This is a genomic window from Bradyrhizobium sp. UFLA03-84 (assembly GCF_002289535.1).
GTDB lineage: Bacteria > Pseudomonadota > Alphaproteobacteria > Rhizobiales > Xanthobacteraceae > Bradyrhizobium > Bradyrhizobium viridifuturi.
This window is the reverse complement of the sequence record NZ_NSJY01000013.1, coordinates 1,235,861-1,258,943: the sequence shown is the minus strand read 5'-3', so window position 1 is coordinate 1,258,943 and position 23,083 is coordinate 1,235,861. Positions and strand designations below refer to the sequence as shown.

21 protein-coding genes are annotated in these 23,083 nt (G+C 65.2%); 10 read left to right on the top strand and 11 right to left on the bottom strand.

Annotation, left to right across the window (positions count from 1 at the left end):
- Positions 1–7 precede the first annotated feature (7 nt).
- The 9 genes from CK489_RS20070 to CK489_RS20030 form a co-directional block, all read right to left on the bottom strand.
- The gene (locus tag CK489_RS20070) at positions 8–1,252 is read right to left on the bottom strand and encodes an MFS transporter (RefSeq protein WP_095733418.1); all 1,245 of its coding nucleotides are present in this window, start codon (positions 1,250–1,252) and stop codon (positions 8–10) included.
- A gap of 260 nt (positions 1,253–1,512) precedes the next feature.
- Positions 1,513–2,358 carry a CmcJ/NvfI family oxidoreductase gene (locus tag CK489_RS20065; protein ID WP_095733417.1) on the bottom strand — a complete coding sequence of 282 codons (846 nt, stop codon included), beginning with the start codon at positions 2,356–2,358 and terminating at the stop codon, positions 1,513–1,515.
- 374 nt (positions 2,359–2,732) lie between these two features.
- On the bottom strand, positions 2,733–3,674 hold the full coding sequence (locus CK489_RS20060) for an ABC transporter substrate-binding protein (RefSeq protein ID WP_095733416.1): 942 nt from the start codon (positions 3,672–3,674) through the stop codon (positions 2,733–2,735).
- Positions 3,671–4,765 (bottom strand): LLM class flavin-dependent oxidoreductase, encoded by a 1,095-nt coding sequence (locus CK489_RS20055; RefSeq protein ID WP_095733415.1) that lies wholly within the window; start codon positions 4,763–4,765, stop codon positions 3,671–3,673. Before CK489_RS20055 ends, CK489_RS20060 begins: the two co-directional genes overlap by 4 nt.
- A gap of 33 nt (positions 4,766–4,798) precedes the next feature.
- The gene (locus CK489_RS20050; protein ID WP_095733414.1) at positions 4,799–5,971 is read right to left on the bottom strand and encodes an acyl-CoA dehydrogenase family protein; all 1,173 of its coding nucleotides are present in this window, start codon (positions 5,969–5,971) and stop codon (positions 4,799–4,801) included.
- Positions 5,965–6,762, bottom strand: a complete 798-nt coding sequence (locus tag CK489_RS20045; protein ID WP_050632081.1) for an ABC transporter ATP-binding protein — start codon at positions 6,760–6,762, stop codon at positions 5,965–5,967. The genes CK489_RS20050 and CK489_RS20045 overlap by 7 nt, the downstream gene beginning before the upstream one ends.
- Positions 6,756–7,769 (bottom strand): ABC transporter permease, encoded by a 1,014-nt coding sequence (locus tag CK489_RS20040; protein ID WP_095733413.1) that lies wholly within the window; start codon positions 7,767–7,769, stop codon positions 6,756–6,758. Before CK489_RS20040 ends, CK489_RS20045 begins: the two co-directional genes overlap by 7 nt.
- Positions 7,747–8,838 carry an ABC transporter substrate-binding protein gene (locus tag CK489_RS20035; RefSeq protein WP_095733732.1) on the bottom strand — a complete coding sequence of 364 codons (1,092 nt, stop codon included), beginning with the start codon at positions 8,836–8,838 and terminating at the stop codon, positions 7,747–7,749. Before CK489_RS20035 ends, CK489_RS20040 begins: the two co-directional genes overlap by 23 nt.
- Before the next feature lie 156 nt (positions 8,839–8,994).
- Positions 8,995–9,249, bottom strand: coding sequence for a hypothetical protein (locus tag CK489_RS20030; RefSeq protein ID WP_095733412.1), 255 nt, complete (start codon positions 9,247–9,249; stop codon positions 8,995–8,997).
- A 62-nt stretch (positions 9,250–9,311) separates the two neighbouring features.
- Between CK489_RS20030 and CK489_RS20025 the strand changes: the two genes are divergently transcribed.
- Positions 9,312–10,298: an ABC transporter substrate-binding protein gene (locus tag CK489_RS20025; protein ID WP_095733731.1), complete on the top strand. Its 987-nt coding sequence runs from the start codon at positions 9,312–9,314 to the stop codon at positions 10,296–10,298.
- Positions 10,299–10,662: 364 nt separating this feature from the next.
- Positions 10,663–11,442 carry an SDR family oxidoreductase gene (locus CK489_RS20020; RefSeq protein ID WP_095733411.1) on the top strand — a complete coding sequence of 260 codons (780 nt, stop codon included), beginning with the start codon at positions 10,663–10,665 and terminating at the stop codon, positions 11,440–11,442.
- 121 nt (positions 11,443–11,563) lie between these two features.
- On the opposite strand, the gene CK489_RS20015 is transcribed toward CK489_RS20020, so the two are convergent.
- Positions 11,564–11,863, bottom strand: coding sequence for an HU family DNA-binding protein (locus tag CK489_RS20015; RefSeq protein ID WP_021077434.1), 300 nt, complete (start codon positions 11,861–11,863; stop codon positions 11,564–11,566).
- 442 nt (positions 11,864–12,305) lie between these two features.
- Between CK489_RS20015 and CK489_RS20010 the strand changes: the two genes are divergently transcribed.
- The 4 genes from CK489_RS20010 to CK489_RS19995 are packed head-to-tail and all read left to right on the top strand — an operon-like array spanning position 12,306 to position 17,375.
- Positions 12,306–13,919, top strand: coding sequence for an ABC transporter substrate-binding protein (locus CK489_RS20010; RefSeq protein ID WP_095733410.1), 1,614 nt, complete (start codon positions 12,306–12,308; stop codon positions 13,917–13,919).
- A 23-nt stretch (positions 13,920–13,942) separates the two neighbouring features.
- Complete coding sequence (locus CK489_RS20005) at positions 13,943–14,920, top strand: ABC transporter permease (RefSeq protein WP_050631185.1); 978 nt, start codon at positions 13,943–13,945, stop codon at positions 14,918–14,920.
- A gap of 2 nt (positions 14,921–14,922) precedes the next feature.
- The gene (locus tag CK489_RS20000; RefSeq protein WP_095733409.1) at positions 14,923–15,753 is read left to right on the top strand and encodes an ABC transporter permease; all 831 of its coding nucleotides are present in this window, start codon (positions 14,923–14,925) and stop codon (positions 15,751–15,753) included.
- The gene (locus CK489_RS19995) at positions 15,750–17,375 is read left to right on the top strand and encodes an ABC transporter ATP-binding protein (protein ID WP_095733408.1); all 1,626 of its coding nucleotides are present in this window, start codon (positions 15,750–15,752) and stop codon (positions 17,373–17,375) included. Before CK489_RS20000 ends, CK489_RS19995 begins: the two co-directional genes overlap by 4 nt.
- Before the next feature lie 14 nt (positions 17,376–17,389).
- Here CK489_RS19995 and CK489_RS19990 read toward each other — a convergent pair whose 3' ends face one another.
- Positions 17,390–18,757 carry an NAD(P)/FAD-dependent oxidoreductase gene (locus CK489_RS19990; protein WP_095733730.1) on the bottom strand — a complete coding sequence of 456 codons (1,368 nt, stop codon included), beginning with the start codon at positions 18,755–18,757 and terminating at the stop codon, positions 17,390–17,392.
- A gap of 78 nt (positions 18,758–18,835) precedes the next feature.
- On the opposite strand from CK489_RS19990, the gene CK489_RS19985 reads away from it, so the two are divergent.
- The 4 genes from CK489_RS19985 (at position 18,836) to CK489_RS19970 (ending at position 22,954) form a co-directional block, all read left to right on the top strand.
- A complete protein-coding gene (locus CK489_RS19985; RefSeq protein WP_095733407.1) occupies positions 18,836–19,690 on the top strand; it encodes a VOC family protein in 855 nt (284 codons plus the stop codon).
- A gap of 185 nt (positions 19,691–19,875) precedes the next feature.
- Positions 19,876–21,198, top strand: coding sequence for an ABC transporter substrate-binding protein (locus tag CK489_RS19980; protein ID WP_050631188.1), 1,323 nt, complete (start codon positions 19,876–19,878; stop codon positions 21,196–21,198).
- Entirely contained in the window at positions 21,195–22,133 is a 939-nt protein-coding gene (locus CK489_RS19975) for a carbohydrate ABC transporter permease (protein ID WP_050631189.1), read from the top strand. The genes CK489_RS19980 and CK489_RS19975 overlap by 4 nt, the downstream gene beginning before the upstream one ends.
- Positions 22,130–22,954 carry a carbohydrate ABC transporter permease gene (locus CK489_RS19970; protein WP_050631190.1) on the top strand — a complete coding sequence of 275 codons (825 nt, stop codon included), beginning with the start codon at positions 22,130–22,132 and terminating at the stop codon, positions 22,952–22,954. The genes CK489_RS19975 and CK489_RS19970 overlap by 4 nt, the downstream gene beginning before the upstream one ends.
- Positions 22,955–23,083: the final 129 nt, after the last annotated feature.

The window sequence follows — 23,083 nt, the reverse complement described above, 5'->3', positions numbered from 1 at the left end:
AAGAGCGCTAAGCCTTGGTATAGGCCCAGAACAGCACGACCCCGATCACCAGCGCGGCGGCGATGAACAGCAGCACCGCCGGCAGCCCGAACAGCGCCGCAACGCCGGCGGTGCTCGATTGCAGCAGCGCCGCTCCGAGGAAGAACGCAAGGTTGACCGACGACAGCGCCTTGCCGGTGTTCTGGGCGTCGACCAGTTGCCGGGTCATGCCGTAGATCAGCGGCTGCGCCGACGTCGCGAGCCCGATCAGGATCAGCAGCGCCAGGTCATATTGCGTCGGCATCACGGCAACGCCGAACAGGTTCGAGACCGGGAAATGCGGCGCGCCGGCCGCCATCAACACCAGCAGCAATGCGGCGACGGCATGCGTTGCCGCCACCATGGTGCGGCGATGCCCGAACTTGCGATCGAAAGCGCCGATACAGGCCGGACCAATGATCATCGCCAGCGTGAACAGGCCGAGCACATTGCCGGCCTCGATGCGGCTCAACCCCTTCACGTCCATCAGCCACGGCCCACCCCACAAGCCGCGCAGGGTCAGCGATGCGCCGAGCGACACCAGCGACAGCGCGATCAGACCGCGCAGGCCGCGCGACAGGCCGAGCCGCAACACCTCGGCCATCTGGTGCAGCGGCGAGGAATCATCCGCATGCGCCGCCGGCTGCCGCGGCACCAGCGTGAACACTGCAACCAGCACCGCAATGCCGAAACCGGCCGAGACCCAGAAGCCGGCACGCCAGCCGAACTGATCGACCACGAAGGCCAGCGGGCTCGCCGACAACAGCATGCCGATATTGCCGATCGAGAGGATCAGGCCGGACCACAGGCCGAACTTTGCCGCCGACATCTGCTTGGCAGCCAGCGTCATCGGGCACATCAGCATGCCCGAGGTGGCAACGCCGAGCATCAATTGTCCGAGCACGAAGCTCGCGGGCCCCGTCGCAAGCGCCGAGACCAACGTCCCGACCACGGTACCGGCGAGCAGGCTCAGCGACACCGGCCGCACGCCAAAGCGGTCCATCGCAGCACCGACCGGGATTTGCGAAGCGGCAAAGGAGAAATGATAGATCGAGGTGAGGCTTGCGAGCGCCTGCGGCGAGGTGCCGAAATCCCGCGCCATCAGGTCGAGGCTGATCGCCGGGATCGTCCGCAGCAAAGTCGACAGCATGTGGCCCGAGGCCAATGCCAGAAGCGCCAGAACCAGGGCACGGAACCCGATCCCCGCCTCTTCCTTCGTCACCACGCCGTCCATGAATCGCCTATTCCCCGAGCATCCTGGGGAAGGGGCGTAACATTATTGGGCTGATGCTGCCAACTTTGGAGGCATGCGGATTGGGCTCGGGTTATCCGCAGACTCGCCTTACCTCTCCCGCTTGCGGGGGAGGTCGACGTGCGAAGCGCGGCGGGTGGGGGCTCTCTCCGCGATATGACCCGCGGAGAGAGCCCCCACCCCAACCCTCCCCCGCAAGCAGGACAGGGAGCGCACCGATTTCGAGGCTAGCTCAGTTGTGACTACTGCTTGTGAAACACCAGCGTGCGCAGCTCGATGCTCTCGCGCAGCGCGGCGTCGGCCGGCGTGGTCGGGTCGACAAACGCCGTATGCGGGCCAAACCGCGTCCGGCCGTCGGTCGCCGAGTCATAGCACTTCAGCAGGATCGCCTCGTCCGGCGTCATCTCGGGAATGTAGAACCAGCGATGGTTCGGATTGTACTTCACCGAATAGGTCTCGCCGCTGCGGTTCGGGTAGATCAAATCCGAAGCAATGAGATCCTCCGGCGCCACCGTGGTGCCATCGGCCATCGCGAGCGGTGAATCGCGCAAGGGGCCGCGGATCGGACGCCACAAATTGATCACCTGGACGCGGCCCTTGACGAGCTGCTCGGCTTCGGCGGGCAGATGCTCGAACACGCGGTTGCGGCCGGAGATGGCGGTCTGGTCGACATGGACGCGGGTCGCCGGCTGGCGCGGGCCGCCGCCGCGGATGTCAGCCGCGCCCTCGACCCGCTTGCGCACGGTATGGTCGAAGATAAAGACGCGATCCGCCTTCAGCGTTGCCTTCAGGAAGGCCTCGACAGCCGGGTAGTAGACGTTGCGGACTTCGTTGTCGTCGTAATAGTCCTTCACGAAGGTCGGATGCTTGACCAGCGCGAAGCCCTCACGGTCGAGCGAGAAGTTGTCGGCGATCAGGCGCCCGTCAAAGATCGGAACGTTGTGGGGTTCGGGTAGCGCGGTGGATTTGGGTTCACCCGGCGGCGGATCGAAAGCGTAGGTCCGGGGCTTGCCCGGCGTCGGTGCGAGGTAATTCAGTTCAGCGGTCACAAACGGCAGCGACTCGATGCGAGTTTCTTGAAGGCCCATGGTGATCTCCCGGACTCGATTGTTCGTGCTTTTGATCTTGGCGGCGCGGGAGGGCGCGGCAAGGGGATGACGAAAATAGCAACGTTGCTGTTCCGGAATGTACGACGTGAGGAAAATCCTTGCCGTGTGGCTGCCATGGGACGAACGGATATTTTGGTGATCACGGATTCGTTAGCGTGATGAATATTGGCGCGTCCTCTCTGCGCCCGTCGTCCTGGCGCAAGCCAGGACCCATAACCACCGAATTTGATGATGAGCCGGATAGCGGCCCCAGCGTCGTCCAAAAAACAGACGATTGGGGTAATGGGTCCTGGCTTTCGCCTGGACGACGCTGATGGTGCATTTGCAGCGCCTATCACCTATGCCGTCGCGCTTTACAGCCCCGCACCCTTCTCCACCGCAGCGGCAAACGACCGGTCGACAATATCGGCGGCGTTGATCTTCTGCCGGATCAGGCCCCAGCGGTCGTAGAGGTCGATGGTTTTCTGCTCGTCGGCCACCACGCTGTCATCGATCGGCGCGATGCGGATCCTAGCCCGCCTCAGCCAGTTCAGCGGCACCGCCGGCGGGATGTTCATCAGCCTGCCCCAGGTCGCAGCATAGCCCTCGACATTGCTCTGCGACCATGCGCGCGCGGCGGCGAGCCGGCGCACGAAGTCCTCGAGCTCGGCGCGCTTGGCCTTGATCGCATCCGGCGTTGCGACCTGGAAGCCGAGGCCCGGCGTGATGCCGTCGGCGGTGATGACGCGGCGCGACTTGAACAGCACCTCTTCCTGGCTGACGTAAGGCTCCCAGGTCGACCAGGCGTCGACCGAGCTTTGCGTGTAGTCGACCTTGGCGTCCGACGGCGCGAGGAACACGATCTGCACGTCGCTGGCCTTCCAGCCCCTGGATTCCAGCGCCGCCAGGATCAGCTGATGGCCGATCGAGCCGCGGCCGGTCGCGATCTTCTTGCCGCGGAGATCGTCAAAACTCTTGATAGCGGAATTCTCCGGCACCACGATCGCAAGCCCCTCACCGGACTGCCGGACCGCGGCGATCGCCTTGACCGGAACGTTGGCGGCGGCCGCGAAGGTGAACGGCGCGTCGCCGACCAGGCCGGTGTCGATCGCGCCCGCCCCGAGCGCTTCCAGCAGCGGCGCTGCAGCGGCGAACTCCTTCCATTCGATCTTGTAGGGGACATCCTTCAAGACGCCGGCCGCTTCCATCAAGGCCTGCGAATTGCCCTTCTGGTCGCCGACGCGCAACGTGGTCTGCGCGGCAGCGACATCAATAGCGGCGAGCGCAAGCGCCGCCGCGACGATGAGACGGATCATTCGGCCGCGATCCCTCGCTGCTGATCGCGCGCGGCGATCAGCTTGCGGGTCAGCGGGATCAGCTCGCGGCCGTAATCGATGGCGTCGACCAGGGGATCGAAGCCGCGGATCAGGAAATGGCTGACACCGAGATCGTAATAATCGGCAAACACCTCTGCGACCTGCTCGGGCGTACCGACCAGCGCCGTCGTGTTGCTGTTGGCGCCGGTGAGCTTTGCAATTTCGGTCCACAGCCGCTTGTCGATCCGGGTGCCTTGATCGGTCAACGCGAGGAGCCGCTTGGCGCCGTCGGTCGCGTGGTTGGGACGGCGATAACCGGTCTGGTCCTGCAGCGCGGTGGCGCGTTCGAGGATATGCTCCGCCTTCGCCCACGCCTTCTCCTCGGTGTCGGCCAGGATCGGCCGCACCGACAGGCTGAAGCGCGGTGTCGGCCGGCCATGCTTGGCCGCGGCCGCGCGCACCCGCGCGGTGACGTCGCGCACCTGGGCGTAAGATTCACCCCACAGCGCGAACGTATCGGCGTGCTTGCCGGCGACCTCGACCGCAGCGTCCGAGCCGCCGCCGACGAAGGTGTAGATGCCGCCCTTCTGCAACGGCTTCACCTGCGAGAAGCCGTTCTCGACGTTGTAATACTTGCCGCTGTAGTTGAACGGCTTCTCGCTGGTCCATTCCAGCCGCACCACGTCGAGGAATTCGCTGGTGCGCGCGTAACGCGCGTCCTTGTCGTCGAGCGTGTTGCCGTCCTGGCGCAGCTCGATGGCGTTGCCGCCGGTGATGACGTGCAGCGAAACCCGGCCGCCATAGAACTGATCCAGCGTCGCGAGCTGACGTGCCAAGAGCGTCGGCGCGGTGAAGCCCGGGCGCTGCGCGATCATCACCTTCAGCTGTTTGGTGATCGTCAGCACATGCTGCGCGACCTGCAACGCATCGGGAGTCGTCGAATGGAACGCCAGCAGCGCGCGGTCGAAGCCGGCCAGTTCATGCGCCTTGGCGACCGTCTCGATATAGGGCGGATCGAGCACCGGGCCTGACCGGACGATGGTCTCGGAGGCATTGTTGTTGGTGATGAAGCCGATGAACTCGACCGGCATGGCTGATAACTCCGTTGTTTTTGGCTGTTGTTTTCAGACGCCCAGCGCGAAGCGTCCGGCGGAGACACGGGTGGAATCGTCTTGCGGGGTATGGACGCGACCGCACAGCGCGTCGCGGTAATGCCGCTCCAGGGGATTGGTTCGCGACAGGCCGTGATTGCTGGTCAGCGACAAGGCATCCTCCACCACTGCCGCGGCGTTATTGGTCACCGTCAGCTTGATGATGTTAGACTCGATCGCGGAAAGCGGAAAGCCATTATCGAAATCGCAAGCAAAGCTGTCGATCAGCCGCGCATTCACCGCAAGCCGCGTCTCGATGCCGCCGACCACCTCCTGCATCCGCGGCAATGTCGCAAGCGGCGCGCCGAGGTTGGCGGGCACCCGCTCCTTCAGGAATTTGACCAGCCAGTCGCGGGCGGCACGAGCAATGCCGTCATAGATCGCGGCCACGAAGATCGCATGCACGCTCGCCTGGGTGACGTCGGGAACCTTCCAGTCGTCGGGCTTGCGCACGTCGATCTCGTAGTCCAGCGGAAACACCACGTCGTCGAAGATCACGGTGTGGCTGCCGCTGGCGCGCAGGCCGAGATGATCCCAGGTTTGCTCGATCCGCGTTCCCGGCAATCCGGCCGGAACCAGCAACTGTCCCACGCGGGCGTCCTGCTCGTCGGTCTTCGCCCAGACCGCATACCATTTCAGGATCGGGGCCCCGGTCGAATAGATCTTGCGGCCGGTCAGCCGCCAGCCGGTTTCGGTGCGGCGCGCAATGGTCGCTGGCAGGCCGCCGCGCGCGGGTGAGCCGAGCTCGGGCTCGACCCGCAGCGCGTTGATCAGCGCGACGCCCTCGACCGTCTCCTTGGCAAGCTCGCGCGAGAGCCGGGTAGGCCAGCGCGTGCTGCGCGCCATCACCAGATGCTGGATGTAATGCATCGACAGCACCAGCGCGGTCGACGGATCGGCCTTGCCGATGATGCCGAGCACGCGCGTGGCGTCGCGCGCGCCCGCCCCGCCTCCGCCGAGCGCCGCGGGCACGGTCAGCGCCAGCAGGCCTTCGCGCGAGAGATCCGCGAAATTCTCGAACGGAAAGCTCGCGTCACGGTCATGTGCCGCGGCGCGGCCGGCAAACAGATCGGCGAGCCGCAACGCACGCGCAATGTGTTCCGGCTCGTTCGCCTGCGACAGCTCCCTCGCCGCCGTCGTCACCATGTCGCCTCCAGTCCGAGCAGGCCGAGGATCTGCTTGCGCAGCTCCGCGAGATAGGGATCGCCGCGATGCCGCGGATAGGGCCGGGCGACCGCGATGTCGGCCTTGATCCGCGCCGGCCGGTCGGAGAGCACGATGACGCGGTTGGCAAGCACCAGCGCCTCCTCGACGTCATGCGTGACCAGCAGCGTGGTAAAACCCTTGCGCTGCCACAGCGCCACAAGCTCGGACTGCATGGCGATCCGCGTCAGCGAGTCGAGCTTGCCGAGCGGCTCGTCGAGCACCAGGATCTTCGGATCGTTGACCAGCGCCCGCGCCAACGCCACCCGCTGCGCCATACCGCCGGAGAGTTGATGCGGATAGGCGTTGCGGAACGAGGACAGCCCGACCAGCTCGATGACCTCATCGACGCGGTGCCGCTGCGCCTTCAGGATGCCCTGCGCTTCCAGCCCGAGCGCGACATTGTCCCAGACCGTACGCCACGGAAACAGCGTCGGATCCTGGAACACGACGACACGCGACGGGTGCGGACCGGTGATGCGGGCTTCGTCCTCACGCAGCGAGCCGGCGCGCGGCTTCTCCAGCCCCGCCACCAGCCGCAGCAAGGTCGACTTGCCGCAGCCGGACGGGCCGAGCAGCGCGACGAACTCGCCGGGCGCGATCGAAAGGCTCACATTGTCGAGTACCGGCAGAACAGCGCCGTCGATGTCGAAGGCGTGGCTGACGCCTTCGATGTCGAGCTCGGCACCCACGGCGGGATAGGTGATCGCCTCAGCAGCTGTTAGCACTACCATTTGACGACGCCCTTCTGCCAGACCAGCAGGCGGTCACGGGTGCGGAACAGCAGCGTGATCGCACCGGAGCAGAGCAGCGACATCACGATCAACGCCGCATACATGTTGGAATAGGCCGCCCAGCCCTGCGCCCATTGCAGGTACCAGCCGAGCCCGGCCTTGACGCCGATCATCTCGGCGACGACGAGCACGGCGAAGGATGAACCAAGTCCCATGAACAGGCCGACGAACACATGCGGCAGCGCGGCGGGGATCGCGACCTTCAGCACCAGGAATGACGGCTTGGCGCCGAGCGTGCGCGCGACGTCGTAATAGGCGCTGCTGACGCTGGCGACGCCCGACCAGGTCAACACCGTTACCGGGAAGCCGGTGGCCAGCGCGATCAGGAAGGTCGAGGCGCTCCAGCTCGACGGGAAGGTGAAGAAGGCGATCGGCAACCAGGCGGTGGCCGGCAGCGGGCCGATGAAGCGCAGCACCGGATGCACCCAATAGCCGATCCTCTGCGACCAGCCGATCGAGACGCCGGTGACGAAGCCGACGGTCGCGCCGATGATGTAGCCGCCGAGTTGCAGCTTGATCGAGGCGAGCACGCTGTCGAGCAGCTTTGGCAGATCATCGGTGTAGACTTCGAGGATCGCCTGCGGCGGAGGGAAGAACGGCAGCGGCAGCCAGGCGAATTTCGCCGTGGCGACCTCCCACAGCGTGACGAAGGCGCCGAACGCCACCAGCCACGGCGCGCGCTTGCGCAGCGCCTGCCCGGCGCTGCCGCGATAGTCCGCGCTGAGCGTGCCGAACAGGATGAAGGCGGCGATGACGATGGCGCCGATGCCGAGCGATCCGGTCCGCGACCAGTCGCCGACATCGGGCCAATACAGGCACGATAGGCCGAAGGCCAGCCAGGCGAGGCTCGCCGCAAGCCCGACGCCGTAGCTGCCGGAGAGATCCGCGAACGTGACTGTGGCGCGCGGCGCAGCGGCCGCCGTGTCAGACACTGAATACGTCGACATAGATCCGCTCCGCGAATTTGGCAGTGTCCGTGCTCTGCTTGAACACCTGCACCGATTTCAGATCGTCGGCGTAGCCCTTGAGCTCGCGCTTCAGCACCTCGCCGGTGGGATGATGGTGATGGGTGTGGTAGCGCGCCATCGCCTCGAGATCGGCGAGGCTTGCCGCCTTCGGCGCATAGGGCTGGAACGATTTCGCCGCCTTGTCCGGGTTCTGCGAGGTGAACATTGCGGCGTCGAGCAGCGCCTGGGTGATGGCACGCGCGACGTGAGGCTCCTCGCGCACCAGGCTGCCGCGCAGGCCGACGATGCAGCAGCTCTTGTCGCGGTATTCGCCGTCGAGGTTGGAGGCGACCTCCTTGTACTGCGTATCCTTGAGCCAGAGATAGGCCAGCGGGTCGGACGACAGGAAGGCCTGCACCTCGCCCTTCTCGACCGCAACATTGAGCAGGTTGCCCGGATAGACGCGCCAGTCGACATCCCTCACCGGGTCGATGCCGAGCTTGGAGAGCTGGATTGAGAAGAAGTTCTTGTCGGGACCTGCGAGGTCGCCGACCGCGACGATCTTGCCCTTGAGATCGGCGAGATTGCCAATGCCGGAATTCGCGCGGGTCAGGACCCGCATGCAGCCGCCATGGGTGCCGGCGGCGATCTTGACGTCAAACCCCTGTTCGAGCGGCTTCAGCCAGCGCAGCGCCATGCCGAGCCCGGCGTCGCTCTTGCCGGTGGCGATAGCCTCCAGCAGCTGATCGGTCGAGCCGGAATAGTTGACCAGCTCGACGTCGAGATTCTGCTTCTGGAAGAAGCCGTGGTCGATCGCGACCGGCAGCGGCGCAAGGCAGACGGCGCCGGCGTTCCAGGACAGCTTCAGCTTGCGCGGTGTGCCTGACAGCGGCGGCGCATCGGATACGGCCTTGCAGATCGGAAACTCCGAGAAGTCGATCGCCGGCGTGATCGGGCGCGGCGCGAAGGCTTGTGCGCTATAGGCGCCGATCGGCGCGGCAAACGCCGCGGCGGCGCCCGCACGCAGCAATGTGCGGCGATCCATCACCGTCTTCTTGTTGGTCGACATCTTCACTCCTGCATTTCGGCAAGGCTCCGCCCCGCGCGCAAAACGTCTCCGTCTGCACGCCCCGTCGTTCGAAGCTCATGGTTCAGAAAAAGCGGATTTCTCCGGCGCTATTGCACTCAAGCAACGTGCAAATGATGCGGCGCGACAGGTTCAGCGTCAATGAAATGGAATTTCGAATGTGGTCGGCGCGGCAGCTGATCTCTCCACGATCACATCACGCGACGATGAAAGGATTTTCGCTGTCGGCACGGCGCAGCGACGCGACGCAAGCACTGCGACCGCATCAAATTCGATCGGTTTGGGATCGCATGCGTGATGTGTTCTACGCGCGGCATGCGCGACGAAATCATCCTTGCCGTGCAGCACACGAATACAGATTTCCGTTTCGTTGACGGCGAACCACTTGCTCATAGACTTGGTCGAACGCTGCGGCGATTTTCGGCGAGCAGCGAATGAATCGGAAAGAAACGGACATGCACAAACTCGCCCGCTCGGGCTCTCGCTATTCCCTCACCCGCCGCACCGCGGCCGCGCTGATCACGGCGGCGATGACGCTGTCGACATCCGCCGCAGCCTTCGCGGCCGACGCCGTCGTGCTGCGGGTCGGCGATCAGAAGGGCGGCAACCGCTCGCTGCTGGAGATTTCCGGCTTCGCCAAGGACCTGCCCTACAAGATCGAATGGTCGGAACTCCCGGCCGCCGCGCCAATCCTCGAAGCGCTCAATGCCGGCGCGCTCGACGTCGGCTATACCGGCGATCTTGCGTTCCTCTCGGTCTACGCCGCCGGTGCGCCGATCAAGGCGATCGGCGGCACGCGCGCCGATCCGAAGACCCAGGCGATCCTGGTGCGCGCGGATTCGTCGATCAAGTCGGCGGCCGATCTGAAGGGCAAGCGTCTCGCCGGCACCCGCGGCGGTTGGGGCCAGTTCCTGATCGACGCGACGCTGGAGAAGACCGGCAACAGGATCGAGGACGCGACCTTCGCCCCGCTCGGCCCGGTCGACGCCAAGATCGCGCTGCTCGCCGGTTCGATCGACGGCTGGGCGGTGTGGGAGCCCTACGTCTCCTATGCGACGTTGAAGGACGGCGCGCGGGTCGTTGCCGATGGCGAGGGCCTGACGCCGACCGTGACCTTCATCGTCGCCTCCGACAACGCGATCGCGACCAAGCGCGCCGCGGTGCAGGACCTGGTGCAGCGGCTGAACAAGGCGCGGCTGTGGTCGCTCGACCATCTCGCAGAATACGCCAGGAGCACCGCCGAGCTGACCAAGCTGCCGGAGGACGTGCTGCTCGCCGCCTACACAGCGCAGAGGACCTCGCCGATCGCGATCGACGAGGCCGTGGTGAAGGAGGTGCAAGCCGCCTCCGATCGCGCCACGCGTTACGGCATCCTCGGCAAGACGCTGGATGTCGGCAAGGCCGTCGACCGCAGCTTTACCGCAGGCGCGAGGTCGAACTAGGCCGCGCGCACACCTCCCGTTGGAAAGGACGCGTATGACGTTGGTGTTCGCAGACTCCCTTCGCCTCTCCCGCTTGCGGGGGAGGCCGCCGCGCGCTCAGCACGCGGCGGGTGGGGGCTCTCTCCACGATATGACTCGCGGAGAGACCCCCACCCCAACCCTCCCCCGCAAGCGGGAGAGGGGGCTGAGCGACGTGCTCACCTGACGAGGTGCCTCACCCCGCATAACCATGGAGACTTCCGATGTCCGGCCCGCTCCATCTCGCGATTATTGTCACGGCACACCTGCTCTGCATGACCTTGTTGGTCGCGCTGTCGGTTTGATAGCGTCGCTCCGGGACCTTGATCCATCGGAGAGAACAACAATGAACCTATCGATGAAAGACCGCGTCGCGGTGGTCACCGGCGGCAGCAAGGGTATCGGGATCGCGGTGGCGCGGCGGTTTGCGGAATCCGGCGCCAAGGTCGCGATCCTCGCCCGCGGCGCGGCCGACCTCGCCGCGGCGCGCGAGGCGCTCGCCAAGGACGGCCTCGTGGTGCGGGATTATGTCTGCGACGTCGCCAAGGCCGCCGATATCAAGACGGCCCATGACAAGATCGTCGCCGATCTCGGCGGGATCGACGTACTGGTCAACAACGCCGGCACCGCGCGCACGCTGGCGTTCGAGAGCATCAGCGACGAGGCCTGGCAAGAGGACCTCGACCTGAAACTGTTCGCCGCGATCCGGTTCAGCCGGCTGGTCTGGCCGGGCATGAAGCAGCGCAAATGGGGCCGCATCATCAACGTGCTCAACACCTTTGCGAAGGCGCCGGCCGGCAATTCCGCGCCGACCTCCGTGTCGCGCGCCGCCGGCATGGCGCTGACCAAGGTCATGGCCAATGAGGGCGGCGAGCACAACATCCTGGTGAATGCGCTGCTGGTCGGCCTGATCATGAGCGATCAATGGGTCAAGCGGCATGCTGCCCAGGCGCCGAACATGGATTTCGGGGAATTCGCCAAGGGCCTTGCCAAGGGCACGCCGCTCGGCCGCATCGGCGAAGCGGAGGAGTTCGCCAACCTCGCCTGCTTCCTGGCCTCGGAGCAAGGCTCCTACATCACCGGCACCGCCATCAATGTCGATGGTGGCCGATCGCCGGTGGTCTAGAGCCCCGATTCTGGTTCGACCAGAACCGGAGCTCCAGATTTCTTGCTTTGGCAGGCAGCAACCCAGGCAGGTAGCGACGGCTCAAAAGCAAAAGGCCTCCGTCACCGGAGGCCTTTTCGTCTTAAACCGCGTCCTTGGCGGCCTTGACCGGCCGTGCGCGGACGATCTTCCGGGCCGGCTTGGCCTTGAACATCATCTCTTCGCCGGTGAAGGGGTTGGTGCCCTTGCGCGCCTTGGTCGCAGGCTTCTTGACGACCACGAACTTCGCGAAGCCGGGGACGAGGAACACCCCGGCCTTCTTCAGCTCCTTGTGGCCGACATCGACGAGCGAGTCCAAAACGTTCTTGACGTCGCGCTTGGAGAGTTCGGTGGTGGTCGCGATCTTCTCGATCACTTGCGACTTCGACAGTTGGGTAGCCATGGTTGCTCCATTGATTCTGGAGTGGGCACGATATGGCGGAAAACGCCGAGAAAAACAGTGTTTTCTGCACTCCCCACCACAATATCGCTGTGGACAGCCCCCGAATCAGGGATTTTTCCAGTGTTTTTTCCAGTCAAGGTGCTTCCGACCCCTAAAATTACAGGCTTTGCGTCGCTTCGGGGCTCCCGAAACGGGCCTTCGAGAGAATCACCTGGCGCATCTCGCGCCGTCGCCATGCGACAATGCGGCGCGCAATCCGGGTTGCGAAGCACTGCAGCAGGCCACTTCAGGTTTCGGAAACGGTCCTCCAAAAGGCCGAGGCATTAGAAAATGACTCGGGTTCCCATTCCATCGTAACATCGCAAAGGGCACCACGACCGACCTGCTGGCCGCCCCGATCCAAGCCTTTATGTACGTCCTGACCAGTTCCGGAGACCCGCGTATGGATTTGTCCCGCCTCGAGATCAACCGCCGCACGGCCCTTCTGACCTCGGCCGCGATTGCGGCCAACGTCATCAATCCGATGCGGGCCTTCGCGCAGGAAACCCCGCGCAAGGGCGGCGTGTTCAACGTCCATTACGGCGCCGAGCAGCGCCAGCTCAACCCCAGCATCCAGGCCTCGACCGGCGTCTACATCATCGGCGGCAAGATCCAGGAGAACCTGGTCGACCTCGACGCCCAGGGACAGCCGGTCGGCGTGCTCGCCGAGAGCTGGGAGGCGACGCCGGACGGCAAGACCGTCACCTTCAAGCTGCGCAAGGGCATCACCTGGCATGACGGCAAGCCGTTCACCTCGGAGGACGTCGCCTTCACCGCGATGAACATGTGGAAGAAGATCCTCAACTACGGATCGACGCTGCAGCTGTTCCTGACAGCGGTCGATACGCCCGATCCGCAGACCGCGATCTTCCGCTACGAACGGCCGATGCCGCTGAACCTCTTGCTCCGCGCCCTGCCCGACCTCGGCTATGTCTCCGCCAAGCATCTCTATGAGAGCGGCGACATCCGCCAGAACCCGACCAACCTGGCGCCGGTCGGCACCGGGCCGTTCAAGTTCGTCAAATACGAGCGCGGGCAATACATCATCGCCGACCGCAACCCGGACTACTGGCGACCCAACGCCCCCTATCTCGACCGCATCGTCTGGAAGGTGATCACCGACCGCGCCGCCGCGGCCGCGCAGATGGAGGCCGGCGAGCTGCACTACAGTCCGTTCTCGGGGCTGACGATCTCGGACATGGCGCGGCTCGGCAAGGACAAGCGCTTCATCGTCTCGACCAAGGGCAATGAGGGCAACGCCCGCACCAACACCATCGAGTTCAACTTCCGCCGCAAGGAATTGGCCGACATCCGCGTCCGCCGCGCCATCGCGCATGCGATCAACGTGCCGTTCTTCATCGAGAATTTCCTGGGCGATTTCGCCAAGCTCGGCACCGGCCCGATCCCCTCGACCTCGACCGACTTCTATCCCGGGCCGAATACGCCGCAATATCCATATGACAAGGCCAAGGCGATCGCGCTGCTCGACGAGGCCGGCTTCAAGGCCAGCGGCGGCAACCGCTTCGCGCTGAAGCTGCTGCCGGCGCCCTGGGGCGAGGACATCTCGCTGTGGTCGACCTTCATCCAGCAATCGCTGGGCGAAGTCGGAATCCAGGTCGACATCGTGCGCAACGACGGCGGCGGCTTCCTCAAGCAGGTCTATGACGACCACGCCTTCGACCTCGCCACCGGCTGGCACCAATATCGCAACGATCCCGCAGTCTCGACCACGGTGTGGTACCGCTCCGGCCAGCCCAAGGGCGCGCCGTGGACCAACCAGTGGGGCTGGGAGGACAAGACCGTCGATGCCACCATCGACAATGCCGCCACCGAGGTCGATCCGGTCAAGCGCAAGGCACTCTATGCCGACTTCGTCAAGGAGGTGAACACCGAGCTGCCGGTCTGGATGCCGATCGAGCAGATCTTCGTCACCGTGATCACCGCCAAGGCGCGCAACCACTCCAATACGCCGCGCTGGGGCTCGGCGAGCTGGCACGATCTTTGGCTTTCGGCCTAGCCCTGGATCAGTAAAATAGCGGCATGCGTATCCTGAGCCTTGCGGGGCGGCGGCTCGCCGCCTCGATTCCGACTTTGTTCCTGATCCTGATCGGCGTGTTCCTGCTGCTGCAGCTCGCGCCGGGCGACACCGTCGACGCGCTGATGGCGCAGATGGGCGGTGGCGATGCCGCGACGGCGCAACAGCTGCGTAAACTGTACGGTCTCGACCTCTCGGTTCCGGCGCAGCTCGGCAATTATCTGTGGCACCTGGTGCGGCTCGATCTCGGCTTCTCCTCGATCTACGGCAAGCCGGTGGCGACCGTGATCCTGGAACGGCTGCCGCCGACCATCCTCTTGATGACCGCATCGCTGTCGTTTGCGTTCTTCTTCGGCCTCGTGTTCGGCGTGATCGCCTCGCGCGGCGTCAACCGCTGGCCGGACACGCTGATCTCCACCCTCGGCCTGATCTTCTACGCCACCCCCTCGTTCTGGTTCGGACTGATGGCGATCGTGGTATTCTCGGTCTATCTGCAATGGCTGCCGCCGGGCGGTTTCGAGGACATCGGCACCGTGCAGACCGGAATCTGGCGCGTGCTCGACATCGCCGCGCACCTCGTGCTGCCGACACTGACGCTCGGGCTGATCTTCCTTGCGATCTACCTGCGCATCATGCGTGCCTCGATGCTGGAGGTCCTGAACCTCGACTTCGTCCGCACCGCCCGCGCCAAGGGGCTGGACGAGACCCACGTCATCACCCGCCACGTGCTGCGCAACGCGCTGCTGCCGATGGTGACGCTGATCGGACTGCAGGCCGGCACCATGCTCGGCGGCTCGGTCGTGGTAGAGAGCGTGTTCTCGCTGCCCGGCCTCGGCCGCCTCGCCTATGAATCGGTGGTGCAGCGCGACCTCAACACCCTGCTCGGCATCGTGTTCGTGTCCGCGCTGCTGGTCATCGCGGTGAACTTCGTGGTCGACCTGCTCTACGCGCGGCTCGATCCCCGCATCGCGGCGGAGGGCTGACGATGGACGCGCTGAAACGCTACTTCCGCAGCCCGGCCGCGGTGATCGGCCTGATCCTGCTGCTGCTGGTGATCGCGATGGCGATCAGCGCGGGCTTCCTGTATCCGCGCGATCCGCTCGCGCTGGCCGGCCGGCCGCTGGTCTGGCCGTTCTCCAATCCACGCTTCCTGCTCGGGACGGATAATTCCGGCCGCGACATCGCCGCGCAGATATTCTACGGCGCGCGGATCTCGCTGCTGATCGGCGGCGTCGCCACCGTGATCGCGATCCTGATCGGCATTCTGGTCGGCGCCTTCGCCGGCTATTACGGCGGCTGGGTCGACAATGTCCTGATGCGGATCACCGAGGCGTTCCAGACCCTGCCGAACTTCGTGCTGCTGCTGGTCTTGGTCGCGGTGTTCGGCTCGACCCTCACCACGGTGACCATTGCAGTCGGCGTGGTGTCGTGGCCGGCGCCGGCGCGGCTGACCCGCGCCGAGTTCCTGTCGCTGCGCAACCGCGAATTCGTCCAGGCCGGCAAGACGCTCGGCATGAGGGACGTCCAGCTCATCCTCGGCGAGATCCTGCCCAACGCGCTGCCGCCTGTCATCGTCTATGCCAGCGTGGTGATGGCGGTCGCGATCCTGCTGGAAAGCGCACTGGCATTTCTGAGGCTGTCCGATCCCAACGTCGCCTCCTGGGGCAATCTGATCGGGCTCGGCCGCGACGTGCTGCGGGTGCAGTGGTACGTCTCGGCGATCCCCGGCATTGCGGTCCTCGTCACCGTGCTCGCGGTGTCCCTGGTCGGCCAGGGCCTCAACGATGCGCTCAATCCGAGGCTGAAGAGCCGATGAGCGAACCCGTCCTTTCGCTCGACGGCCTGACGGTACGCCTGCCCAAGGGCGCCGACCGGCCGCACGCGCTGTCCGACGTCTCATTGTCTGTCGCGTCGAACGAGATCCTCTGCGTGGTCGGCGAATCCGGATCCGGCAAGTCGATGATGGCCAACGCCATCATGCGGCTGCTGCCGAACGAGGTGACGATCGAACGCGGCCGTATGATGTTCGACGGCCGCGACCTCTGTGCGACCGCCCCGGCCGCGATGCGCGAGGTCCGCGGCGCCGGCATCGCAATGATCTTCCAGGAGCCGATGACGGCGCTCAATCCGCTGCGCACCATCGGCGACCAGATCGGCGAAATGTTCGCGATCCACACCGGCCTGTCCAAGGCCGCGATCAATGCGCGGGTATTGGCGCTGCTCGAGGACGTTCGTATCCCCGATCCCAAGGCGGCCGCAAAGGCCTATCCGCACGAACTCTCCGGCGGCCAGCGTCAGCGCGCCATGATCGCGATGGCGCTCGCGCTCGACCCAAAACTCCTGATCGCGGACGAGCCGACCACCGCGCTCGACGTCACGACGCAGGCCCAGATCCTGAAGCTGATCCGCGATCTGCAGCAGCGCAAGAAGACCGCGGTGCTGTTCGTCACCCATGATTTCGGCGTGGTCGCCGAGATCGCCGACCGCGTCGTGGTGATGCAGCACGGCGCGATCGTCGAGCAAGGTACCGCCGACGAGGTGCTGAACGATCCGCAGCATGCCTACACCAGGCAGCTGATCGCAGCCGTGCCGCCGCTGAAGGCGCCGCCGCCGCGCATCCTGTCCGGCAAGGACATCCTGACCATCGACGGGGTTTCAAAAACCTACCGCACCGGCGGCTTCCTCGGTCGCGGCGCGCGGGTCACCGAGGCCGTCAAGAACGTCTCACTGCATCTGCCACGCGGCGCGACGCTCGGCATCGTCGGCGAGTCCGGTTCGGGCAAATCGACGCTGGCGCGCTGCATCGTCCGGCTGATCGATCCCGAGACCGGCTCGATCGTGCTCGACGGCAAGGACTGGGCCAAGCTTGGCCGCGACGAGATCAGGCGCGAGACCCGTCATATCCAGATGGTGTTCCAGGATCCGTTCGCCTCGCTCAACCCACGCCGCAAGGCGGCTGAACTGGTGGCGCGGGGACCGATCGTGCACGGCACCGACCGCGCCACCGCGATCGCAGAAGCGCGAAAGCTGTTCGAGCTGGTCGGGCTCGACCCGTCCGCCGGCGACCGCTTCCCGCACGAATTCTCCGGCGGCCAGCGCCAGCGCATCGGGCTGGCGCGCGCGCTTGCGCTGAAGCCGGACGTGCTGGTCGCCGACGAGCCGGTCTCGGCGCTCGACGTCTCGGTGCAGGCGCAGGTCCTGAAACTGCTTGCCGAACTGCGCCAGCAGCTCGGCCTCTCGATCATCTTCATCACCCACGATCTGCGTGTTGCCGCGCAGATCTGCGATCTCGTCGCTGTCATGAAGGATGGCGCCGTGGTCGAGCAAGGGCTGACCGCCGAGGTGTTCGGCAAGCCGCAGCATCCCTATACGCAGGCACTGCTGTCGGCGATTCCCGGCGGCGACTTCACGCGCAAGCGCGACGCCTTGATCGCCTGATCAAGCCGCGCCCTCTAGCGCGAGCGGCGCGAGGCCAGGAAGTACTCGGCCCAGCGCAGCAGCTCGAAGCGATCACCCCTGACCAGCTCCTGAGCGTCGCGCTGCCGGTACAGCACCAGCATCCAGGGCGCGAGCTTGCGCAGCAAGCCATGCGCCATGTACTGCACCGGCTCGGTGAACGGCAGCGCCAGCTCGCTCTCCGGCACACCCTGCACTGCCTTCGCCAATTCGCGGCCGAGCGGAATCGTCAGCGCGACGGCGCGGCCGTTGCAGCCGGTCCAGCCAAAGGCATTCGGTCCGAGCCGATGCATGCGCGGCAGGAAATCGGCCGTCATTCCGACATAGCCGTTCCAGACATAGTCGAACGAGACATCGCCGATCTGCGGCCACAGGCGCTGCAACCGCTCGGTCACCCGCGCCTTCAGCCGCCCGGTCTTGTCGCCCGGGCCGAGCACGGCGCCGCCGGTGACGAGGCGATTGCGCGCGTCGTAGCGCGCGAAATACAGCTCGCCATGGGTGTCCGACATCGCCTGCCGGCCGGGGATGATGGTCTTGCGGACATTGTCCGACAGCGGCTGCGTCGCCATCTGCCACGACAGCACCGGCATCACCTCAGTCGCGATCTCCGGCACCAAGGATTTCGCGAACTCGCCGCTATAGGCATTGGTCGCGACAACAAGCGCACGGCCGGAGATCTCGCCCTTCTCGGTCTTCACCACCCAGCGATCGCCGCGGCGCTCGAAGCTCAGCGCAGGCGAACGGGCATAGATCCGCCCACCGAGGCCGAGCACGGTGCACGCAAGGCCGCGTGCCAGCGCCAGCGGATTGACGTGGCCGCCGGTGCTGTTCCAGAAACCGCCATACCACGCATCCGAGCCGAGCATGTCCCTCGTCTGATCGCGCGACAGCAATTCGACCGGCGCGCCGAGTTTCGACCATTGCTGCACCCGCCGCTCCGCGATCTTGATGCGGCCCGGCGAATGCACCGGCTGCACCCAGCCGGCCTGCTCCTGTTCGGCTGCGATGTTGTAGCGCTTGACGACCTCGAACAGCATGGCCGCGCTGTCGCGCAGCATCGCGACGAAGCGCTCGCCGGCGGCGCCGTGCCGCTTGATGATGTCATCGGGATCGGGGCGCGACAGCGTCGGGATCACCTGCCCGTTGTTGCGGCCTGAGGCGCCCCAGCCCGGCTCGGCGGCCTCGACGATCGCGACGTCGACATTGGCCTCGCGCAGGTGCAGCGCAGTCGACAGCCCGGTGAAGCCGCCGCCGATGATGACGACATCGGCCTGCTGCGTGCCGGTCAATTCGGGGCAATCGGGGCCTGATGGCGTCGCTGCGGCCCAGAGCGAATTGGGCCAGCGCACGGCATTGCTGCTCATCATGATCCTTTCTTGCGGGCGCCCGGTCATTCTGGTTAGCTTTACTCTACTCTCCTATTTCAGCCGGGAAGACAACAAGTGGCACTCAAGAACGTCATCGGAATCGATCACGCCGTGGTCATGGTGAAAGACCTCGACAAGGCCGCCGAGAATTACAAGCGGCTCGGCTTTACCGTGTCGCCGCGCGGCACCCACAGTGCGCATATGGGATCGGGCAATTACACCATCATGTTCGATCCCGACTACATGGAATTGCTCGGCGTGCTGACGCCGACGGAACATAATGCTCCGGCGCGCGCCTTCCTCGAGAAGCGCGGCGAAGGCATCGAGCGGATCGCCTTCACCGCGGTGGATTCCGCCGCCGGCGCCGAGGAGATTCGCTCCCGCGGCTACACGCCGATCGGGCCGACCGATTTCGAGCGTCCGGTGACCTTGCCGAACGGCACGGTCTCGGCGGCAAAATTCCGCACCTTCCAGTGGCCGACCGCAGAGGCGCCCGGCGGCGTCCGCATCTTCGCCTGCCAGCACAAGACCCGCGAGACGGTGTGGATTCCCGAATTGATGACGCACGCCAATGGGGCAAAACGCCTCAAGCAGGTGCTGATCGTCTCGCCCGATCCCGCAGCCGATGCTGCGCATCTCTCCAAGATGATCGATATCGCGGTGAGGAACGATCCCGACGGTGCGGTTGCGGTGCAATCCGGCGGCGACCGCGCCGACTTCGTGTTCCTCACCAGGGAGCAGCTCGGCAAGCGCTATCCCGGCCTGTCGCTGGATGGCCTGTCCGATCGCGGCGGCGCCGGCCTCGTGATCGCAGCCGACCTTGCCGCCACCGAGAAGGTGCTGGGCGCGACCGGCGTGAAGAGCGGCGGCGGCGTCACCGTGCCGCCGGCTGCGGCGAACGGCACCCTGCTCGCCTTCGTCAAGGCATAGCGACCCAAGCTCGCGCGGCGCTGCATCATGCGGCGCCGCCACTCGAGCATCGATGCGAACCTTGATTGCATCGATGCTTGACCTGCATCGATTGATGTACGATCCGTCCGGAAAACCGGTGTTCACTTTTCCGGATCATGCTCTAGTATCTCTCCCAAATAAGAACCGTCCCAGGGGAGAGAAACATGTCGCATCACCTGATCTCGCGCCGGCAGATGCTGGCCGGCACCGCCGCCGCCGGCGCGGTTGGATTGACCGGGTTTCCGGCCCGCGCCGAGGTCAACTGGAAGAAATACTCCGGCACCACGCTCGAAGTCAGCCTCGCCAAGGGACCGCGCGGCGACAATCTGCAAAAATACATCAAGGAATTCACCGAGCTCACCGGCATCAAGGTGGAATCCGAGCAGGTCCCCGAGCAGCAGCAGCGCCAGAAATGCGTGATCGAGCTGTCGTCGGGCAAGCCGAGCTTCGACGTCGTCCACCTCAGCTATCACGTGCAGAAGCGGCAGTTCGAGAAGGCCGGCTGGCTCGCCGACATGTCGCCCTATCTCAAGGATCCGAGCATGACCCTGCCGGATCTGGTCGAGAGCGATTTCTCCGCGGCCGGCCTGCAATATGCGCGCAACGACAAGGGCCAGATGCTGTCGCTGCCGTGGTCGGTCGACTACTTCATCCTCTACTACAACAAGGAGCTGTTCCAGAAGAAGGGCGTCGAGGTCCCGAAGACACTGGACGAGATGGCGGTCGCAGCCGAGAAGCTCACCGATCCCAAGGAAGGCATCTACGGCTTCGTCGGCCGCGGCCTGCGCAACGCCAACATGGCGATGTGGACCAATTTCTATCTGAACTATGGCGGCGAATTCCTCGATGCCAAGGGCAACATCCTGACCGACGGCCCCGAGGCGATCGAGGCCACCAAGCTGTATCAACGACTGCTGACGAAATGCGCGCCGCCCGGCGTCGCCGGCTTCAACTGGATGGAGTCGATGGCCTCGTTCACGCAAGGCCGATCGGCGATGTGGATCGATGCCGACGGCTGGGCGCCACCGCTGGAGGACCCGGCCGCCTCGCGTGTCGTCGGCAAGGTCGGCTACACGCTGGTGCCCGCCGGCCCGAAGGGGAAATTCTCCTCGACCTATGGCGACGGCGTCGGAATTGCGGCGGCGAGCAAGAACAAGGAAGCCGCCTATCTGCTGTGCCAATGGGTGGTCTCGCGGGGCCAGGGCGCCCGCCTGCTGCAGGCCGGCGGCGGCGTGCCATTCCGCAACTCGATCGTCGACGATGCCGAGGTCGCCAAGGGTGTGAAGACCAAGGAATGGCTGCAGTCGGTGGTCGACTCGGCCAAGATCTCCAAGCTCGGCCTGCCCGTCATCATCCCGGTCGCCGAATTCCGCGACATCGTCGGTGCGGCGCTGACCGCGACGCTGTCGGGCGCCGATCCCGCCACCGAGCTGAAAAAGGCGCACGAGCAATTCCGCCCCATCCTGGAGCGTAGCGAAAAAGCGTGAGTGTGGTGACACAAGCTTCGCCGGTGGCAGCCGAACAGGCCGCCCCGGCGCGTGAATGGCGGCCGCCGTCGTACTGGCCGTTCGTGATCCCAGCGCTCGTCGTGGTGCTGGCGGTGATCATCTTTCCCTGGGTGTTCACGATCTGGATGAGCCTGCAGGAATGGAAGGTCGGCTCGCCCACCACCTTCGTCGGCCTCGCCAACTATTTGCGGCTGCCGACCGATCCGCGCTTCGTCGAGGCGGTCGGGCACACGCTGTCCTACACCGCGCTCTCGGTGCTGCTGCCGCTGGTGTTCGGCACGCTGGCCGCTGTCGTGTTTCACCAGAAATTCGCCGCGCGCGGCTTCCTGCGCGGCATCTTCATCATGCCGATGATGGCAACGCCGGTGGCGATCGCGCTGGTCTGGACCATGATGTTCCACCCGCAGCTCGGCGTGCTGAACTATCTGCTGTCGCTGGTCGGCCTGCCGCCGCAGCTCTGGGTGTTCAACCCGACGACGGTGATCCCCTCGCTGGTGCTGGTCGAGACCTGGCAATGGACGCCGCTGGTGATGCTGATCGTGCTCGGCGGCCTCGCCGCGATCCCGACCGAACCCTATGAGAGCGCGCAGATCGACGGCGCCAATTTCTGGCAGGTGTTCCGCTTCATCACGCTTCCCCTGATCATGCCGTTCCTGTTCATCGCCGGCATGATCCGCATGATCGACGCGGTGAAAAGCTTCGACATCATCTTCGCGATCACGCAAGGCGGGCCGGGCTCGGCGTCGGAGACCATCAACGTCTATCTCTACAGCGTCGCCTTCGTCTATTACGACCTCGGCTACGGCTCGGCGATCGCGGTGGTGTTCTTCCTGCTGATCGTCGCGTTGGCGGCGCTGCTGCTCTACTTGCGCAAGCGCCTGCTGTGGACGTCCCAGCTCGGGAGCGAGGCATGAACCTGCGCTATGTGCTGGGCCGGATCGGGCTGTGGCTGTCGGTGTTCGTCATCGTCTCACCGGCGATCCTGTTCTTCCTCTGGATGGGCTCGCTGTCGCTGAAATTCGAGATCGACAACGCCTCCTATCCGCCGGTGTTCTTTCCGGAGCATATCGCCTGGAAGAACTATGCCGACGTGTTCGCCTCCAACCGCTTCCTGACCTATTTCACCAACAGCCTCGTCGTCACCGGCTGCGCCACCGGACTTGCAATGCTGGTCGGCGTGCCCGCGGGCTACGGCATCGCGCGGATGGCGGCGCATAAATCGGCGATCGTGATCCTGATCGCGCGCATCACGCCGGGCCTGTCCTACCTGATCCCGCTGTTCCTGCTGTTCCAGTGGCTCGGCCTGCTCGGCACGCTGGTGCCGCAGATCATCATCCATCTCGTGGTCACGGTGCCGATCGTGATCTGGATCATGATCGGCTATTTCGAGACCACGCCGCTGGAGCTGGAGGAAGCCGCGCTGATCGACGGCGCGACGCGCTGGCAGGTGTTCCGCCATGTTGCGCTGCCGATCGCGAGGCCCGGCCTTGCGGTCGCCTTCATCCTCGCGGTGATCTTCTCCTGGAACAACTTCGTGTTCGGCATCGTGCTGGCCGGGCGCGAGACCCGCACGCTGCCGGTCGCCGTCTACAACATGATCTCGTTCGACCAGCTGAGCTGGGGCCCGCTGGCTGCCGCGGCGCTGATCGTGACCGCGCCGGTGCTGCTGCTCACCGTGATGGCGCAGCGGCAGATCGTTGCGGGACTGACGGCCGGTGCGGTGAAGGGCGGCTAGGGCAAGATGAAGTTATGGGGGCCTCGCAGGGGGCGCTGCTAAAATATCGAAAACAACCCCATGCAAAGGTGCCGGCGGCGGCTCCAGGTAGATCGGTCAGCTTGACACGTCGGGCAACTCAGGGATAAG

Bases quoted from the DNA above. Each gene is read 5' to 3' on its own strand.
- CK489_RS20025 (WP_095733731.1), top strand. From the start codon at position 9,312: ATGCACAAACTCGCCCGCTCGGGCTCTCGCTATTCCCTCACCCGCCGC.
- CK489_RS20035 (WP_095733732.1), bottom strand. From the start codon at position 8,838: ATGTCGACCAACAAGAAGACGGTGATGGATCGCCGCACATTGCTGCGT.
- CK489_RS19970 (WP_050631190.1), top strand. From the start codon at position 22,130: ATGAACCTGCGCTATGTGCTGGGCCGGATCGGGCTGTGGCTGTCGGTG.
- CK489_RS20055 (WP_095733415.1), bottom strand. From the start codon at position 4,765: ATGCCGGTCGAGTTCATCGGCTTCATCACCAACAACAATGCCTCCGAG.
- CK489_RS20000 (WP_095733409.1), top strand. From the start codon at position 14,923: ATGGACGCGCTGAAACGCTACTTCCGCAGCCCGGCCGCGGTGATCGGC.
- CK489_RS20040 (WP_095733413.1), bottom strand. From the start codon at position 7,769: ATGTCGACGTATTCAGTGTCTGACACGGCGGCCGCTGCGCCGCGCGCC.
- CK489_RS19990 (WP_095733730.1), bottom strand. From the start codon at position 18,757: ATGAGCAGCAATGCCGTGCGCTGGCCCAATTCGCTCTGGGCCGCAGCG.
- CK489_RS20030 (WP_095733412.1), bottom strand. From the start codon at position 9,249: ATGAGCAAGTGGTTCGCCGTCAACGAAACGGAAATCTGTATTCGTGTG.
- CK489_RS20005 (WP_050631185.1), top strand. From the start codon at position 13,943: ATGCGTATCCTGAGCCTTGCGGGGCGGCGGCTCGCCGCCTCGATTCCG.
- CK489_RS20065 (WP_095733417.1), bottom strand. From the start codon at position 2,358: ATGGGCCTTCAAGAAACTCGCATCGAGTCGCTGCCGTTTGTGACCGCT.
- CK489_RS19995 (WP_095733408.1), top strand. From the start codon at position 15,750: ATGAGCGAACCCGTCCTTTCGCTCGACGGCCTGACGGTACGCCTGCCC.
- CK489_RS20070 (WP_095733418.1), bottom strand. From the start codon at position 1,252: ATGGACGGCGTGGTGACGAAGGAAGAGGCGGGGATCGGGTTCCGTGCC.
- CK489_RS20050 (WP_095733414.1), bottom strand. From the start codon at position 5,971: ATGGTGACGACGGCGGCGAGGGAGCTGTCGCAGGCGAACGAGCCGGAA.
- CK489_RS20045 (WP_050632081.1), bottom strand. From the start codon at position 6,762: ATGGTAGTGCTAACAGCTGCTGAGGCGATCACCTATCCCGCCGTGGGT.
- CK489_RS20015 (WP_021077434.1), bottom strand. From the start codon at position 11,863: ATGGCTACCCAACTGTCGAAGTCGCAAGTGATCGAGAAGATCGCGACC.
- CK489_RS20060 (WP_095733416.1), bottom strand. From the start codon at position 3,674: ATGATCCGTCTCATCGTCGCGGCGGCGCTTGCGCTCGCCGCTATTGAT.
- CK489_RS20010 (WP_095733410.1), top strand. From the start codon at position 12,306: ATGGATTTGTCCCGCCTCGAGATCAACCGCCGCACGGCCCTTCTGACC.
- CK489_RS19980 (WP_050631188.1), top strand. From the start codon at position 19,876: ATGTCGCATCACCTGATCTCGCGCCGGCAGATGCTGGCCGGCACCGCC.
- CK489_RS20020 (WP_095733411.1), top strand. From the start codon at position 10,663: ATGAACCTATCGATGAAAGACCGCGTCGCGGTGGTCACCGGCGGCAGC.